Source organism: Komagataeibacter xylinus, assembly GCF_004302915.1.
GTDB classification, from domain to species: Bacteria; Pseudomonadota; Alphaproteobacteria; order Acetobacterales; family Acetobacteraceae; genus Komagataeibacter; species Komagataeibacter xylinus_C.
Genome location: NZ_QQBI01000001.1, coordinates 110,575 through 125,671, shown reverse-complemented (window position 1 = coordinate 125,671; position 15,097 = coordinate 110,575). Strand labels below are relative to the sequence as shown.

13 protein-coding genes are annotated in these 15,097 nt (G+C 66.5%); 7 read left to right on the top strand and 6 right to left on the bottom strand.

Annotated elements, in window-relative coordinates:
* Positions 1–20: 20 nt before the first annotated feature.
* The 5 genes from mutS to tsaD all read right to left on the bottom strand — a co-directional run bounded on the left by mutS (position 21) and on the right by tsaD (position 7,198).
* Complete coding sequence (gene mutS / locus DV027_RS00580) at positions 21–2,630, bottom strand: DNA mismatch repair protein MutS (RefSeq protein WP_130730049.1); 2,610 nt, start codon at positions 2,628–2,630, stop codon at positions 21–23.
* Between the two features lie 104 nt (positions 2,631–2,734).
* The gene (gene murJ / locus DV027_RS00575) at positions 2,735–4,297 is read right to left on the bottom strand and encodes a murein biosynthesis integral membrane protein MurJ (protein WP_130730048.1); all 1,563 of its coding nucleotides are present in this window, start codon (positions 4,295–4,297) and stop codon (positions 2,735–2,737) included.
* A gap of 25 nt (positions 4,298–4,322) precedes the next feature.
* Complete coding sequence (locus DV027_RS00570) at positions 4,323–4,808, bottom strand: glutathione peroxidase (RefSeq protein ID WP_130730047.1); 486 nt, start codon at positions 4,806–4,808, stop codon at positions 4,323–4,325.
* A 103-nt stretch (positions 4,809–4,911) separates the two neighbouring features.
* Positions 4,912–5,883, bottom strand: coding sequence for an NAD(P)H-dependent glycerol-3-phosphate dehydrogenase (locus DV027_RS00565; RefSeq protein WP_130730046.1), 972 nt, complete (start codon positions 5,881–5,883; stop codon positions 4,912–4,914).
* Positions 5,884–6,082: 199 nt separating this feature from the next.
* Positions 6,083–7,198 (bottom strand): tRNA (adenosine(37)-N6)-threonylcarbamoyltransferase complex transferase subunit TsaD, encoded by a 1,116-nt coding sequence (gene tsaD / locus DV027_RS00560; RefSeq protein WP_130730045.1) that lies wholly within the window; start codon positions 7,196–7,198, stop codon positions 6,083–6,085.
* A gap of 71 nt (positions 7,199–7,269) precedes the next feature.
* Between tsaD and hemC the strand changes: the two genes are divergently transcribed.
* Together hemC and DV027_RS00550 are read left to right on the top strand one after the other, a co-directional pair.
* Positions 7,270–8,352 (top strand): hydroxymethylbilane synthase, encoded by a 1,083-nt coding sequence (hemC, locus tag DV027_RS00555; RefSeq protein ID WP_130730044.1) that lies wholly within the window; start codon positions 7,270–7,272, stop codon positions 8,350–8,352.
* Positions 8,336–9,079, top strand: coding sequence for a uroporphyrinogen-III synthase (locus tag DV027_RS00550; protein ID WP_242621670.1), 744 nt, complete (start codon positions 8,336–8,338; stop codon positions 9,077–9,079). Before hemC ends, DV027_RS00550 begins: the two co-directional genes overlap by 17 nt.
* A gap of 121 nt (positions 9,080–9,200) precedes the next feature.
* On the opposite strand, the gene secB is transcribed toward DV027_RS00550, so the two are convergent.
* Entirely contained in the window at positions 9,201–9,722 is a 522-nt protein-coding gene (gene secB / locus DV027_RS00545; protein ID WP_061272495.1) for a protein-export chaperone SecB, read from the bottom strand.
* A 206-nt stretch (positions 9,723–9,928) separates the two neighbouring features.
* Between secB and DV027_RS00540 the strand changes: the two genes are divergently transcribed.
* The 5 genes from DV027_RS00540 to DV027_RS00520 all read left to right on the top strand — a co-directional run bounded on the left by DV027_RS00540 (position 9,929) and on the right by DV027_RS00520 (position 15,070).
* Entirely contained in the window at positions 9,929–10,609 is a 681-nt protein-coding gene (locus DV027_RS00540) for a Tim44/TimA family putative adaptor protein (protein ID WP_130730042.1), read from the top strand.
* Between the two features lie 52 nt (positions 10,610–10,661).
* Positions 10,662–11,879 (top strand): murein transglycosylase A, encoded by a 1,218-nt coding sequence (gene mltA / locus DV027_RS00535; protein WP_130730041.1) that lies wholly within the window; start codon positions 10,662–10,664, stop codon positions 11,877–11,879.
* A 36-nt stretch (positions 11,880–11,915) separates the two neighbouring features.
* The gene (locus DV027_RS00530; RefSeq protein ID WP_130730040.1) at positions 11,916–12,806 is read left to right on the top strand and encodes a DNA-methyltransferase; all 891 of its coding nucleotides are present in this window, start codon (positions 11,916–11,918) and stop codon (positions 12,804–12,806) included.
* 81 nt (positions 12,807–12,887) lie between these two features.
* Positions 12,888–14,300: a cytochrome-c peroxidase gene (locus DV027_RS00525; RefSeq protein ID WP_207303384.1), complete on the top strand. Its 1,413-nt coding sequence runs from the start codon at positions 12,888–12,890 to the stop codon at positions 14,298–14,300.
* Positions 14,301–14,458: 158 nt separating this feature from the next.
* Positions 14,459–15,070, top strand: a complete 612-nt coding sequence (locus tag DV027_RS00520; protein ID WP_130730039.1) for a Smr/MutS family protein — start codon at positions 14,459–14,461, stop codon at positions 15,068–15,070.
* Positions 15,071–15,097 lie beyond the last annotated feature (27 nt).

The following is a 15,097-nucleotide window of genomic DNA, read 5'->3' as shown; positions in this document are numbered from 1 at the left end:
GGGTCAGGTCCAGAGCCGTATCAGGGTTTCAGCAGTTTTTTGAGTTTATAGAGCATTTCCAGTGCCGTGCGGGGGCTGAGTGCGTCGGGGTCCAGGGCCTCGAGCATTTCAAGGGCGGCGGGAGGCACGGGTACCTGCGCGGGCTCGGCTTCCACCGCTTCGGCCTGCTGCTCGAACAGGGGCAGCGGCGGGGCCTGCCGGCCGCGTTCCTTCTCCAGCATGTCCAGAAGGCGGCCCGCGCGGCGCACCACGGGTTCGGGCACGCCTGCCAGCTTGGCCACATGCACACCCCAGCTGCGCCGCGCCGAGCCGGGCACGACTTCATGCTGGAAGATGACCTGCCCCTTCCATTCCCGCACGCTCATGGTGTGGGGAGTGAGGCGGGGCATGGTGTTGGCGAGTTCGGCCAGTTCATGGAAGTGGGTGGCGAATATGGCGCGGCAGCGCAGGGTGGAATGCAGCGTTTCGAGCACCGCCCAGGCTATGGCCAGCCCGTCGAGCGTGGAGGTGCCGCGCCCGATCTCGTCCACCACCACGAGGGAGCGCGGGCCGGCCTGGTTGAGGATGGCTGCCGTCTCGGTCATTTCCACCATGAAGGTCGAGCGCCCGCGGGCGAGGTCATCGGCCGCACCCACGCGCGAGAACAGCCGGTCCACCACGCCAAGGCGCATGCTTGCCGCTGCCACCGGCAACCCCGCCTGTGCCAGGATGACGGCGAGCGCCGCCTGCCGCAGGAAGGTGGACTTGCCCGCCATGTTCGGGCCCGTCAGCAGCATGATGCGGTGGTCGGGCTCGAGGTCGCAGTCATTGGGGGTGAAGCGGGTGTTGCGTGGTAATGCGGCTTCCACCACCGGGTGGCGGCCCGCGCGGATGATGAAGGATGTATCATCGCCCACCACCGGGCAGCACCACGCGCCACCGCCCGCCAGCACCGCGCAGGATTGCGCGATGTCGATCACCGCAAGGGCGGCGGCCATGTCCGGCAGGGCGGCTTCATCAAGGATGTGGCCCACCACCTGCGTAAACAGGTGGCGCTCGCGCAGGGCAGCGTTCTCGGCGGCCTGTGCGATCTGCTGGTCAAGGCTGGCCAGCCGCTCGGTGGCAAAACGGCTGGAACTGGCCGTGCCCTGGCGCATGATCAGGTCATCACGCCCGCGCAGGCGGGTGGCTGCCGCGGCAGGCACCTCGATCACGTAGCCAAGCTGGGCGTGGTGGCGGATCTTGAGGTTGGCGATGCCGAATTCCTCGGCATATTCCTTCTGCAGCGCTGCGATGATGCGCCTGCTGCCATCGCGCAGTTCGCGCTGGGCGTCGAGTTCCTCATCATAGCCCGCGGCGATGGTGCCGCCTTCATCCATGCGTGCGGGCGGGTTTTCGCTCAGCGCGCGCTCCAGCAGGGCCTGAAGCGCTTGCGCACGGTCAAGGTGGCCCGCAGCCTGCGCCAGCAGCGGCGGCAGTTCCGCCTGCCGGTTCAGGATCTGCCCGATCTCACGCGCAACGCGCAGCGCCAGCCGGATGGCCCCGGCATCACGCGGCTGCCCGCGTCCGAGCGACAGGCGGCCAAGCGCGCGGGCCATGTCAGGGGCCGTGCGCAGGTGGGTGCGCAGGTCATCACGCACGCCCGGCCTGTCAAGCAGCCAGACCCACCCGGCCTGCCTGCGGGCAATGCGGTCGGGGTTGGTCAGGGGGGCTGCGATCCAGTCGGCCAGCATGCGGCTGCCCGCTGCGGTAACGGTGTTCGAGACGGCGGCAAACAGGGTGTGCTCGGTCGTGCCATCACGCGTGCGCAGCAGGTCGAGGCTGGCGCGGGTGGCGGGGTCAAGGCCGAGTACGTCCTGGCTGTCGCTGGGGCGGGGGTGTGACAGGCGCGGCAACTGGCCCGCCTGGCTGCGGCGGATGTAGTCCAGGGCGGCGGCGGCGGCCTGAGCCTCCGTATCGCTGAAGGTGCCGAATGCATCGGGGCTGGCCACGCCAAAGGCCTCGGCCATGCGGGTGCGGGCGGCCTCGGCGCCGGGCGGGGGCACGATGGGGGTGCGGCGGGGGGCGAAATCACCCAGCTCCACGTTGTCCGCGCACAGGATCTCGGCGGGGTCGAGGCGGCCAAGCAGGTCGTTCAGGTCGCGCGAGGGCACGCTTGCGGTCTCGAACAGGCCGGTGGAAATATCGATCCACGCAAGGCCGGGATCGCCCGCGTCACGCCCGGTGGGGCAGATGATGCAGGCCAGCAGGTTCTGGCGGCCTGCTTCAAGCAGTTCATCTTCCGTCAGCGTGCCGGGCGTGATCAGGCGCACGACCTCGCGCCGCAGCGGCCCCTTCGAGGCCGGTCGCCCCTTGCGCGGCTGCTCGGTCTGCTCGGCCACTGACACGCGGAAGCCCCGGCGGATCAGCCGCGCCAGATAGGCCTGCGCCGCATGCACCGGCACCCCGCACATGGCGATGGGCTGGCCTGCATGCGTGCCGCGCGCGGTGAGCGAAATATCAAGCGCCGAGGCCGCTGCCTCGGCATCATTGAAGAAGAGTTCGTAGAAATCTCCCATCCGGAAGAACAGCAGGGCGTCGGGGTGTTCGGCTTTGAGCGCAAACCACTGCGCCATGGCGGGTGTGGCGCCTTCGGGAGATGGAAATGTCATGTCTGGTGTCTACCGGTGGGGTGGGGGATTCGCCAGAAGGGAACGCCGCCTTTTTGAAAAAAGGCGGCACCCGAGAACTTTTACCCGTTGTTTTTAAAATGCTTTTACGCCTGTCGCTTACGCCCCAGCCGCCGTCTGACCGCGCCAAGGGCGAGCCGCAGGTCGGTCACTCCCAGCACGTGCAGCGCCACGAGGTAAAGCCCCACGCCCAGCCCGATCAGCACGCCCACATCCACAATCCGCATGACCGGGCCTGCCGTCATGGCATGGCCCAGCGGCGTATGGCCCAGCAGGGCCACGCCGCCCGCCATCAGCCCGGCACAGCCCACCATGCCCGCAAGCTGGCGCAGCAGGCCCGGGTCAGGTACGAGTGCGCCGCGCCGCAGCAGGATGAAGGCCAGAACGCCCGCATTGACCATGGCGGCCACGCTGCTGGCCAGAGGCGGGCCGATATGGGCCAGCCAGTGCATGAAGCTGATGTTGAGAATGAAGTTGAGCGCCAGCGTGCCCATGCCCACAAGCACCGGCGTGCGTGTGTCGCCGCGCGCGAAGAAGCCGGGCGAGAGCACCTTGACCAGCACGAAGGCGGGCAGCCCCAGCGCATAGGCCCGCAGCGACTGCGCGGCCAGCACCGCGTCATGCGCCGTGAACTGCCCGTGGCCGAACAGCGCCATCATCACCGGGGCCGCCAGCACCAGCAGGCCGGCGGCGGCGGGCAGGGTCAGGATCAGGGCGTAGGAAATGGCGCGGTTCTGCACGCCATGGGCCCCTGCCTCGTCATCGGCGGCAAGGTGGCGGGTGAGCACGGGCAGCAGCGTGGTGCCCGCAGCCGCGCCGAGCACGCCCAGCGGCAGCTGGTTCACCCGGTCGGCAAAATACATGAGCGACACGCTGCCCGCGGGCAGCAGGGTGGCGATGATGGTATCGACCAGGAAGTTGATCTGGGTAATGCCGCTGCCCACCAGCCCCACGCCCATGCGGGCCAGCAGCGTGCGGATGCGCGGCGTGAGGCACGGCATGACCAGCCGCAGCCGCATGCCCGCCCGGCTTGCTGCATAGAGCAGGATGCCGAACTGCACCACGCCCGAGGCGCTCACCCCCCAGGCCGCGGCATGGGCCACGTCGCCCGTAAAGGGCGGCAGGAGCAATATGGCGGCGATGCCCACCACGTTAAAGCTGACATAGGCGGCAGCGGCCACGCCGAATTTGTGCATGCCGTTGAGCACGCCCGAAACCAGCGCTGCCCCGCAGATCATGAGCAGGTAGGGAAACGTGATGCGGCTGAGCGAGATGGCCAGCGAATCGCGCACATCCCCATGTGCGAAGCCTGGCGCGATCACGCGCAGCACGCCAGGCATGAAGATCTCGCCCAGCACGGTCAGCAGCAGGAGCCACGACAGCAGCACGCTCATGGTCTCGCTGGCGAACTGCCGTGCCGTATCCTTGCCCTCGCGCTCGAGCTGGGAGGCAAACAGCGGCACGAAGGCGGCGTTGAGCGCGCCCTCGCCAAACAGGCGGCGGAACATGTTGGGCAGGCGGAACGCGATCTGATACGCATCCTGCGCCGCCCCCGTGCCCAGAAGGGCTGCCAGAAGCTGGTCGCGCACCAGCCCGAGCACGCGGCTGATCATGGTCCAGCCGCTTACGGTCAGGAAGCCCTTCAGCATGCCTGGGGGCGTGCCATGGTATCCATCAGTGATCCATCACGGCGCGTTCGACCGCCATGCGCACGCGGCGCGATTCGGGCGAGGTGACGCAGGTGAACCAGTTGGCCAGGTTGCCGTCGCGCCCGATCAGGTATTTGTAGAAATTCCAGCGTGGCAGCGACAGGAATCCCCCCTCGCGCGCCAGCCAGCGGAACAGCGGAATCGCCTGCTGGCCCTTCACGTGGCTCTTGAGCGTGAGCGGAAAGGTGACATTGTAGTTGCGCTGGCAGAATGTGCCGATCTCGGCAGGGGTGGTGAGTTCCTGGTTGCCGAAATCACCCGATGGCACGCCAATCACCATCAGGTCATGGCTGCGCCATGTGGTCCACAGGCTCTGCAGCCCCTCATATTGCGGGGTGAACCCGCATTTCGAGGCCGTATTGGCAATCAGGATCGGCTTGCCCCGCAGTGTGCCGAGGTCAATCTCGGAGCCATCCAGGGTGGGGAGTTTAAAATCGTAGATCGTGGTCATGGAATGCTCGGTCTCGTATGCGCGCCGGAATGATCCGATTGCAGGCTAGCTCGCCGGGGTCAAGCTGCCTGTTTGCAAATGTGTAATGTGGCCTGCGCTCCGGTCAGGCGAATTCATGCCCCACGGGCCGGGCCATAAGCGCGGTTGCTGCCTGCGCCATGTCGATCTCGCCCGCCAGCAGGCTGGCCACCGTGGCGATGACGGGCGTGCTGACCCCGTGCGCCTGAGCCAGAAGGTGCAGGGCGGGGGCCGTGGCCATGCCTTCGGCCACGCCCTCAAGGGCTGCTGCCGCCTCCCGCGCGGGCATGCCCTGGCCCACGGCCAGCCCCAGCCGGTAATTGCGCGAGGCCGCCCCCGTGCAGGTGAGCAGCAGGTCGCCGATCCCCGCAAGGCCGGACAGCGTTTCCACCTTCCCGCCCAGCGCGTGCGACAGGCGGGCAAGCTCGGCAATGGCGCGGGTAATCAGCCCCGCGCGTGCGTTCTCGCCCAGTTTCGCGCCCATGGTGGCCCCTGCGGCAATGGCCACCACGTTCTTGGCGGCCCCCCCAAGCTGCACGCCGGTCGGGTCATCGCTGGCATAGAGCCGGAAGGCGGGCGTGGTCAGCAGGTCGGCCAGCCTGCGGGCCTGCGCGCGCTCGGCGCTGGCCAGCACAGCGGCGGCGGGCAGGCTTGCTGCCACCTCATGCGCGAAATTGGGGCCGGACAGCACGCCAAGAACGCTATGGGGAAACACCTCGCCCAGCACCTGCAACGGCATGAGGCCGGTGCCCTGCTCGATGCCCTTGCAGCACGCGATCATCGGTGCGCAGGGGTGCAGCGTGCTGGCGATCGTGCGCAGGTGCTGCATGGGGCAGGCCAGCAGCATCAGATCCGCCTGGTGGGGCAGGGTATCGGTGACCGTAATGGTTTCAGGCAGGGCGAAGCCGGGCAGGCGTGGCATGACCCTTCCTGCCGAGAGAGCGGCGGGATTGCGCGCCCACAGCGTGACATGTGCGCCCGCGCGGGCGGCCTGCAGGGCCAGCGCCGTGCCCCAGGCGCCCGCGCCGATGACGGCGATGCGTTTGGTGTGGGTCATGATGTGCGTTCTCCGCGGGTGTGTGTGCCGTAAACCGGCCTTCTGTCATGTGCCTAACCGCAATGCGGCGCGCGGGGTTGCCGGGCAAGGGGACGGGCGGGTCTGTATCTGATAAAGGTTTCTGGTGAAGCTTTTTTCCAAAAAGCTTCAAAAGACGTCCCCTTTTTGAAAAAAGGCGACACCCAAAAACTTTTATCTTTTAAGGCGTGGCCTCGATCGGATCTGCGGTCATGCGCTGCGCCATCTCCGCCAGCGGCCAGCGCGGGCGCGGGCGCAGGGCGATGTCGTCGGGAATGGGCAGGCCCGCTTCACGGCGCGCGCGCATGGTTTCGATCGCGGCCCATGCCACCATTACCGCGTTATCGGTGCACAGCCTGAGCGGAGGGGCGGCAAAGGGCAGGTCGTGGCGGGTGGCGAACTGCTGCAGGCTGGCCCGCAGCACGCCATTGGCCGCAACGCCGCCTGCCACCACCAGCGTGGTGGGGCGCTCCATCATTTCCAGCGCATGGCCAAGGCGGTCGATCACGATGTCGCTCACCGCCTGCTGGAAGCTTGCGGCAATATCGGCCGCTTCCTGCCGGGGCAGGGCGGTGCGCACTTCGGCGGGCAGTTTCTGCGCCACGGCGGTTTTCAGGCCGGAGAAGGAGAAATCACAGCCCGGCCGGCCCATAAGCGGGCGCGGCAGGGGCACCGCGCGCGGGTCGCCCTCACGCGCCAGTGCCTCCACCGCAGGGCCGCCCGGCCAGCCAAGGCCGAGCATCTTGGCCACCTTGTCAAATGCCTCGCCCGCCGCGTCATCAATCGTGCCGCCCAGCCTGCGGTAATGGCCCACGCCTTCCACCGCGATGCACTGGCAGTGCCCGCCTGATACCAGAAGGAGTAGGTAGGGAAATGGCGCGCCATTCTCCGCCACGCCGGGCAGGCGGGCGGTGAGCGCATGGGCCTCGATGTGGTTGACGGCAATGAAGGGTTTATCAAGTGCTATGGCCATGCCCTTGCCCATGTCGGCACCGACGATCAGCCCGCCAATCAGCCCCGGCCCGCAGCTTGCGGCAATGGCGCCGAGCTCGCGGGGTTGCATGTTGGCCTTGGCCAGCGTGTCGCGCACCAGTGCGGGCAGGGCGGCAAGGTGGGCGCGGGCGGCAATTTCGGGCACGACCCCGCCAAATGGCACATGGCCGGATTGCGTTAATGTCGTTTCTGCCACGATCTGGCCGTCTGTCGCCACGATGGCACAGGCGGTGTCATCGCACGAAGATTCAATGGCCATAACGGGAGTTGGCAGATCGGGTGGGGTCTGGTCGCTGGCGTGCATGGCGTAATTTACAATCCGGATGTGTCGATTGTCATCTTTCCTTTATCGCGATGCGGTAATAGACACGCGATATGGAGTCCGCAAAGCCATCCGCCCCGTTTCCATCGTCCGCGCTACAGAAAGTCGCGGCCGAGGCTGCTGCACGCCAGCGAAAGGAAGCCACCCATACCGAACCCCACCGGCGGCAGCTGCCGCTGAAGGTCGGCACGCGGGCCTCCCCGCTGGCGCTGGTGCAGACACGCGCCTTCCTGACGGTGCTGACCCGCTTCTGCCCCGTCCTGCGTGACATGGGTGCGTTTCAGGAGCACCAGATCAGCACCACGGGCGACCAGGTGCTCAACCGCAAGCTGGCTGAAATTGGCGGCAAGGGCCTGTTCGCCAAGGAAATCCATGAGGCGCTGCTTGATGGACGGATCGATTTTGCCGTCCACAGCCTCAAGGATCTGGAAACCACGCTGCCGCCGGGTCTGGTGCTGGCCTGCACGCTCAAGCGCGAGGATGCGCGTGATGTGCTGATCCTCGGCCCCGGCTGTGGCGAGCCTGATCCGGCGGACCCGTATGCCGTGCTGCCGCAGGGTGCGCTGGTGGGCTGTGCCTCGGTGCGGCGGCAGGCGCAGATGCTGCATGTGCGCCCCGACCTGAAATTCGGCCTGCTGCGCGGCAACGTGCAGACACGCCTCGACAAGCTGGCCGCGCGCCAGTGCGATGCAACGCTGCTGGCCTATGCCGGGCTGCGCCGCCTTGGCATGGAAGACCGCGCCGACGTGATCCTTGACCCCACCATCATGGTGCCGGCGGCGGGGCAGGGCATTGTGGGCGTGACCGTGCGCGAAAGCGACGTGGAACTGCGCGAACTTCTTTCCGCCATCGAGGATTACGAGGCCCGCGCGGTGGCGACCGCCGAGCGTGCGCTGCTGGCCGAGCTTGATGGTTCGTGCCGCACCCCCATTGGCGGTTACGCGCGGCTGATCCCGGTCGTGGCCGGTGGCGCACCGGAACTGCACCTGACCGGGCTAGTGGCGCGCGAGGACGGCTCCTTCCTGCTCAAGCGCTCGATCAGCGGCGCGCCGTCCGATGCAGCCCGTCTGGGCCGTGACCTGGGCCGCAGCCTGCGGGCCGACAGCCCGGCTGATATTTTTGCCGAAAGCGCCTGATCCGCTCGACACTTCCGTTGCACGTGACGGGGTGATCATTACCCGCCCCCCGCCGGGCCTCGCCCCCACCGTGGCGGCGGTGGCCGGGCTGGGGTGGCGGCCCATTGCAGCTTCCATGCTGCATGTCGCGCAGCTTTCCCTTGCTCCGAACACTCCCCGGCCCGATGCGCTCGTGCTGACCAGCGGGCAGGCCATCGCCGCCATCAATCGCCCCGAATGGCATGATGTGCCCTGTTACGTGGTGGGTCATGCCACAGGCGAGCGGGCGCGTGCGGCCGGTTTCAGGCATGTCGTTACGGCAGCTGGCACGGCGGATGATCTGGTTGCGCTGCTGCGTGCGGCCCTGCCCGTGCGTGGCCTGCTGCTGCTGGCCGTGGGGCGTGGCTATGGGGATGACATGGCGCAGGCGCTGCGTGCGGCGGGGTTTCGCGTCATCAGGCGCTGTGTCTATGCGGTGAGCCCCGAACAGCGTCTGCCCGCGCAGGCGGCGCAGGCGCTGGCGGCGGGGCAGGTGGCGGCGATCCTGTTCTATTCCACCCGCACGGCGCAGGCTTTTCTTGCGGCCCTGAGTGCTGCGCAGGCCGCGATGCTGGGGCAGGTGGTGGCGGTGGCCATGTCCGATGGCGTGGCGGCTGCCCTGGCCTGTGGGCCAGCATGGAGGGCCGTGCGCGTGGCAGCCCGACCGGATCAGGCCGCCATGCTGGCCTGCCTTGGCAAAGCCCGCTGAGCGGCACGCCCGGGAAAGTTTTTGGAGAAGCTTTTTTCAACCCGTGAGGGAATGGCACGAACCATGAAAAAAAGGCCGGGAGCCAATGCCCCCGGCCTTTTGCCAGTAACCGCCAGAAGGATCAGGCGTGGCCCGGCGTCTGGTCAAACGAGTTACGCTTGGCCTGCCACAGCGCCACGAAGTCGATCGGCTGCAGCACCACGGGCGGGAACCCGCCATCGCGCGTGACTTCGCTGAGGATGTTGCGCACATAGGGGAAGATCAGGCGCGGCACTTCAACAAGCAGGATCGGCTCGACCAGCTCGGCGGGCGGGTTGGTCAGGGTCACGATGCAGGCATAGGCCAGCTCGGCAATGAATACCGGACGCCCCTGCGGGCCACCTTCCTGCTGCGGCGGCTCGCTGGCCTCGGTCTTTACGGCCAGGATCACCTCAAACACCATCTGGTCGGGTTCCAGACGGTTGGCCTGCACATCAATGTTGACCGAAATCTGCGGGTTGGTGCGCAGTGTTGCGAAGATCTCCGCCCCGGCGGGCACTTCGAACGAAAGGTCCTTGATGTATTGCAGGTTGATCGCCAGCGGCTGCGCCGGGGGGGCGGTCTGGTCGTTTTCAGGGGTGGGCGGCTTGGTCGTGTCGGACATGCTTGTCTGTATTCCCCACAAGAGAGACGCAAAAAGATTTAAGGGTACCGTATCCTCTGGCCGTAGCATGGGTATGCAGGTGATGCCATACCAGCTGCCGGAATTTTAACGCCTGTCGCGCATTGTGCTGGCTCCGGGCGTTGCCTATGTTGTAGCGCAGGGTAATCTTTGGCAGGCTGGCCCGCCTGCGGTAATGGACGCGCGGCATGAATTTTTCTTTTGGTCATTTTCCGCTGGATCTGATTGTTCTGGGGCTGGTGGCTGTCTTTCTCGTGCTGCGGCTGCGCAGTATCCTTGGCCGCCGTGTCGGCGCCGAGCCGACCCCGCGCCCCGTGGCGCCGCCGCCCATGGCCCCCACCGCAGTGCAGGCAACGCCCGAGCCGCCCCCGCCCGCCGTGACCTATGACATTCCCACACCCGATACGCGCGTGGGTGGCGTACTGGCCCGCATTGCCGCACTCCAGCCCGATTTTACGCCAGACGGGTTTGCCAAGGGCACGGAGACGGCCTTTCGCCAGATCGTGACCGCCTATGCGGCAGGCGACCTGAACACGCTGCGCACGCTGCTGACCGCGGCTACTTTCACGGCGTTCGAGTCCGCGATCCAGTCGCGCCAGCAGGCGGGCGAGACCCTGCGTAGCGAAATCCGCGATATTACCGATATCGCCATCATCGGCGCGGATATCGACGAGACGACAGGCCCCAATCCTGTCGCTCATATTGAAGTGCGCATCGTGTCCGACCAGATCAGCGTCACGCTGGATGGCAACGGCCAGCCCGTGGCGGGCGTGGATGCCGTGACCGAATTCTCCGACCTGTGGGTTTTCGAGCGCCTGCTTGGCGTCAATGGTGATGGCTGGCGGCTGGGGGCAAGCCGCAGCGCGTAAGGCAGATGAACGGCCTTACTTTCATCAATAAAGTCATGATAAATACATCTTTATGAAAGTGTTCAAGCGTATCGCGCCGTTGTGCGCCGTTGCCGCCCTGTGCGGGTGTCATATGGAGTCCCCCACGCTGGGGGCGAAGGCACCTTCTTCCCATGCCCGCGCACTCTCGTTCAGCAAACTGCCCGGCTGGCAGGACGATGCCCTCGAAGAGGCGCTTCCCGTCTTCCTGGCTGAGTGCCACAAGATCGAGAGCCTGCCGCCTGAAAGCGGGCTGGGTGGTGACCCTTCGGCGCATGCGGGCCATCAGGTGGGCGACTGGCAGGCCGCCTGCACGGCAGCCCGTGCGGTGCCGACCGGCGACCGGGCGGCGGCGCGGGCATTTTTCGAGCAATGGTTCGTGCCCACCCACATGGCCGCGGGCAAACGCGCGGGCGGTATGCTGTTCACCGGTTATTTCGAGCCCGAGATCCGCGGCTCCCTGCGCCGTGGCGGCATTTACCAGACCCCCGTCTACCGCAGGCCGCCTGACCTGGTGCGCCAGCGTGATGCGCAGGGCAATGTGGTGACCGGGCGTTTGCATGACGGGCAGATCGTGCCCTACTGGACCCGTGCGCAGATCGACGGCGGCGCGCTGGCGCATGAAAAGCTCGAACTGCTGTGGCTGGCCGATCCGGTTGACCTGTTCTTCCTGCAGATTCAGGGTTCAGGGCGTGTGCGCCTGCCCAATGACGAGATAGTCCGCCTTGGCTTCGATGGCCTCAATGGCCAGCCTTACGTGCCGCTGGGCCGGGCCATGGTGGCGCAGGGCCTGATTGGCAGCGATGACATCAACATGGCCTCGATCCGGGGCTGGCTGGAAGCGAATCCGGGCCAGGCGCGGGCGGTGATGGAGCAGAACCCCAATTACGTCTTCTTCCGCCAGCTGCCTTCCGACAGCCCGCTGGCCGGTGCGCCGGGCGCGCTGGGCGTGCCGCTCACGCCGGGGCGCTCCATGGCGGTCGACCGCTCTTACATTCCGTTGGGAAGCCCGGTATGGGTGCAGGCGCAGGTTCCGGTTGCAGGCCACCTGGCGGCGTGGAACCGGCTTGATTTCGCGCAGGATCTGGGTACCGACATCAAGGGACCGGACCGGGCCGACCTGTATATGGGCTGGGGGCCGGAGGCGGCGCAGGCGGCGGGAAACCTGCATTCACCCGGCCAGATGATCCTGCTGGTGCCCCGCAGCGAACCGGGGCGGGAAAAGAAGCACAGGCATAAACACAAACACTAGGTCCGCCCTGGGCGGAGTTAAGAGCGTAGCAGCATCATGACAGGGCGACCCCGCGCGGGGCAGGTTTCCGCATCCACACCCCGCCTGCCGCGGACTGTCCGTTACACCGAGGGGCCGCACCTGCTCGTGCGCGGCGACTGCCTGCGCGCGCTGCGCCGCATGGAAGCCGATAGCGTGGATGTGGTCGTGACCTCGCCGCCCTATAATATCGGCCTGAAATACCGCACCTATCGCGACCGGCTGGAAGAGGACGGCTATCTGGACTGGATGGTCGAGATCGCGCGCGAGGTGCGCCGCGTGATGCGGCCCGATGGGTCGTTCTTCCTCAACGTGGCCGGGTCATCAGCCCAGCCCTGGCTGCCGTTCGAGCTCATGGTGCGGCTGCGCGAGCTGTTCGTGCTGCAAAACCATATTGCATGGGTCAAGTCGATCTCGGTCGGTACCGACACGCATGGCCACTTCAAGCCGGTCAACAGCCACCGTTACCTCAACCGTAACCATGAGCACCTGTTCCACCTCACGCGCGGGGGTGATGTCGGGCTGAACCGGCTCGATATTGGCGTGCCCTACATGGACAAGTCCAACATCGTGCGCCGTGGCCACCGCCAGGACCGGCGCTGCCGGGGCGATACGTGGTTCATCCCGTATGAGACGGTGCAGGGCAAGGCGCAGAAATTCCATCATCCCGGCACGTTTCCCGTGCTGCTGCCACAAATGTGCATCCGCCTGCATGGCAAGAGCGCGCCGGTGGTGCTCGACCCCTTCATGGGCACGGGCACCACGCTCGTCGCCGCCGTGCGCGAAGGGGGGCAGGGCATCGGAATTGATCTGGATACCATCTATGTCAATGTGGCCCGGCAGCGCGTGCGGCAGGCTATGGCGGCGGCTGAGGCTGGCACGGGCGGGATGGACGATCGAAATTCTTGATCGTTTTCATTAAAATGATTGTTTTGACAAATAATCCTCCGATCGACCAGAACATCCGCAGGCCAAGCGAAAGGGTTTTGCATGTCGATAAGGAAGATGGTTGCGGCGGCAGTGGTGGCAGGTGGCGTGGTATATGGCGGTACGGTCGCCTATCTCACCCATTTTGACCATACAACCGCGCCCGCCCCTGCGGGCGCGGGGGTGGATGCGGTGTCACGCGCTGCACTGGATGTAGTGCGCGAGGCGCGGTGCGATTACTGCCACGCGGCCAAGGTCGAGCTGCCGTTCTACTTCCACCTTCCCGTGGCGCAGCCGCTCATGAGCCGCGACCGTGCCGAGGGGCTGCGCCACTTCCGCGTGGAGCCGGTGATCGACGCGCTGCAAAATGGCAGCGTGCCCGATGAGGAAAAGCTGGCCCGCATTGAGGAAGTCATCAACCAGAACCGCATGCCCCCCACGCTGTACCTGCTCATGCACTGGCATGCCCATCTTTCTGCCAGCCAGCGCGAGAGCATGCTGAACTGGATCGCGCAGGTGCGCCGCCAGCATTACGCCACCGCCGGTGTGGCCGAGCGCTTTGCCGCCGAACCCGTGCAGCCCATTCCCGAATCTGTCACGGTGGATGCCAACAAGGTGGCGCTGGGCCAGCGCCTGTTCTTTGACCGCAACCTGTCAGGTGATGAAAAGTCGAACTGTGCCTCCTGCCATAGCCTGCAGCATGGCGGCGTGGACGGGCTGGTCACGGCCACCGGCATTGGCGGCCAGAAGGGGCCGATCAATGTGCCGACGGTGTTCGATGCGGGCTTCAGCAAATGGCAGTTCTGGAACGCGCGCGCCGATACGCTGGCGCAGCAGGCGGCGGGCCCGGTCATGAACCCGGTCGAGATGGGGTCACATGACTGGAGCGCCGTGGCAGACCGCCTGCGCGCCGACCCGACCTACGCGCCTGCGTTCGCGGCCGCCTTTGGCAGCGATACGATTGACGAGACCACCATCACCAACGCCATTGCCGAATATGAAAAGACCCTGATCACCCCCGACAGCCGCTTTGACCAGTATCTGAAAGGCGATGACGCGGCGCTGAACACGCAGGAAAAACATGGTTACGCGCTGTTCAAGCAGGTGGGCTGTTCTGGTTGCCATACCGGCCCGTCCATGGGTGGGCAGGCGCTTGAGCCGATGGGGCTGGAAGGCGATTATTTCGCGGCCCGTGGCGGCAAACTGACCGATGCCGACAGGGGGCGCTTTGAAGTCACCCACGACCCGGCCGACATGGAGCGCTTCAAGGTGCCCAACCTGCGCAACATCGCGCTGACCGCGCCCTACTTCCATGATGGCAGCGTCAAGACGCTGGATGACGCCGTGCGCAAGATGGCGCGTTACCAGACGCCGGATCATGACATGTCCGAGCAGGATGTGGCGGATATCGTGTCCTTCCTCAACACGCTGACCGGGCGCTACCAAGGCGAGACGCTGCGCAACACCACGCCCTGAGTTGCCTGATAAAAAACGACTGATGTTTACGGGTGCCGCCTTTTTTCAAAAAAGGCGGCATTCTTTTTGCGCGGGCGCCATGCCTGAAAACATGGACCTTGCGGGCGCGGTATGATTCTATGCGCGCAGGCCACCGGCCCGCAGAAAGGAATCATACCGTGAGGCAGCGCAGACTGAACGAGGAGGAACAGGCCCTGTGGGCGGCCTTCGCGCAGGGTATCGCGCCGCTACGGACCGCACCACGCCACACGGGCCAGACCCCACCTGCAGCTCCGCCGCCCTCCGTGCCGCCCGAGGCCGACCGGCCGGGCATGAGCCGCGCGGCCATCATGCAACGCCTTGCGCAAGGCGGCGTGCATGCGGTGCACCAGACCGCCAGCCACAGCCTGACGGTGCAGAAGGGAAAGGGCGGCGCATTCGAGATCGGTGTGCGCAGGCCGGGGCTGGATGATACGAGCTGGCGCGGGCTGGTGAGCGGCAAGCTGCGCCCCGAGCGCCGACTGGACCTGCACGGGCAGGTGGCACAGACGGCGTTCCACCGCCTGCACGGCTTTCTCATTCAGGCGCATGCCGACAACGTGCGCTGTGTCGAGATCATTACCGGGCTGGGCAGCGGCCATCATGGCGGCATCCTACGGCGCGAACTACCGTTCTGGCTGGGGCGCGGCGATCTGGGTCGCCTGATCCTGGCCGTGGTGCACCCGCATGCGGCCAATCAGGGTGCCGTGCGCGTGCTGCTGCGCAGGCCGGGCCGCGGCGTGTACCGCTAGAGCCGCCGCCGCTGCCCCGCCGTCGCG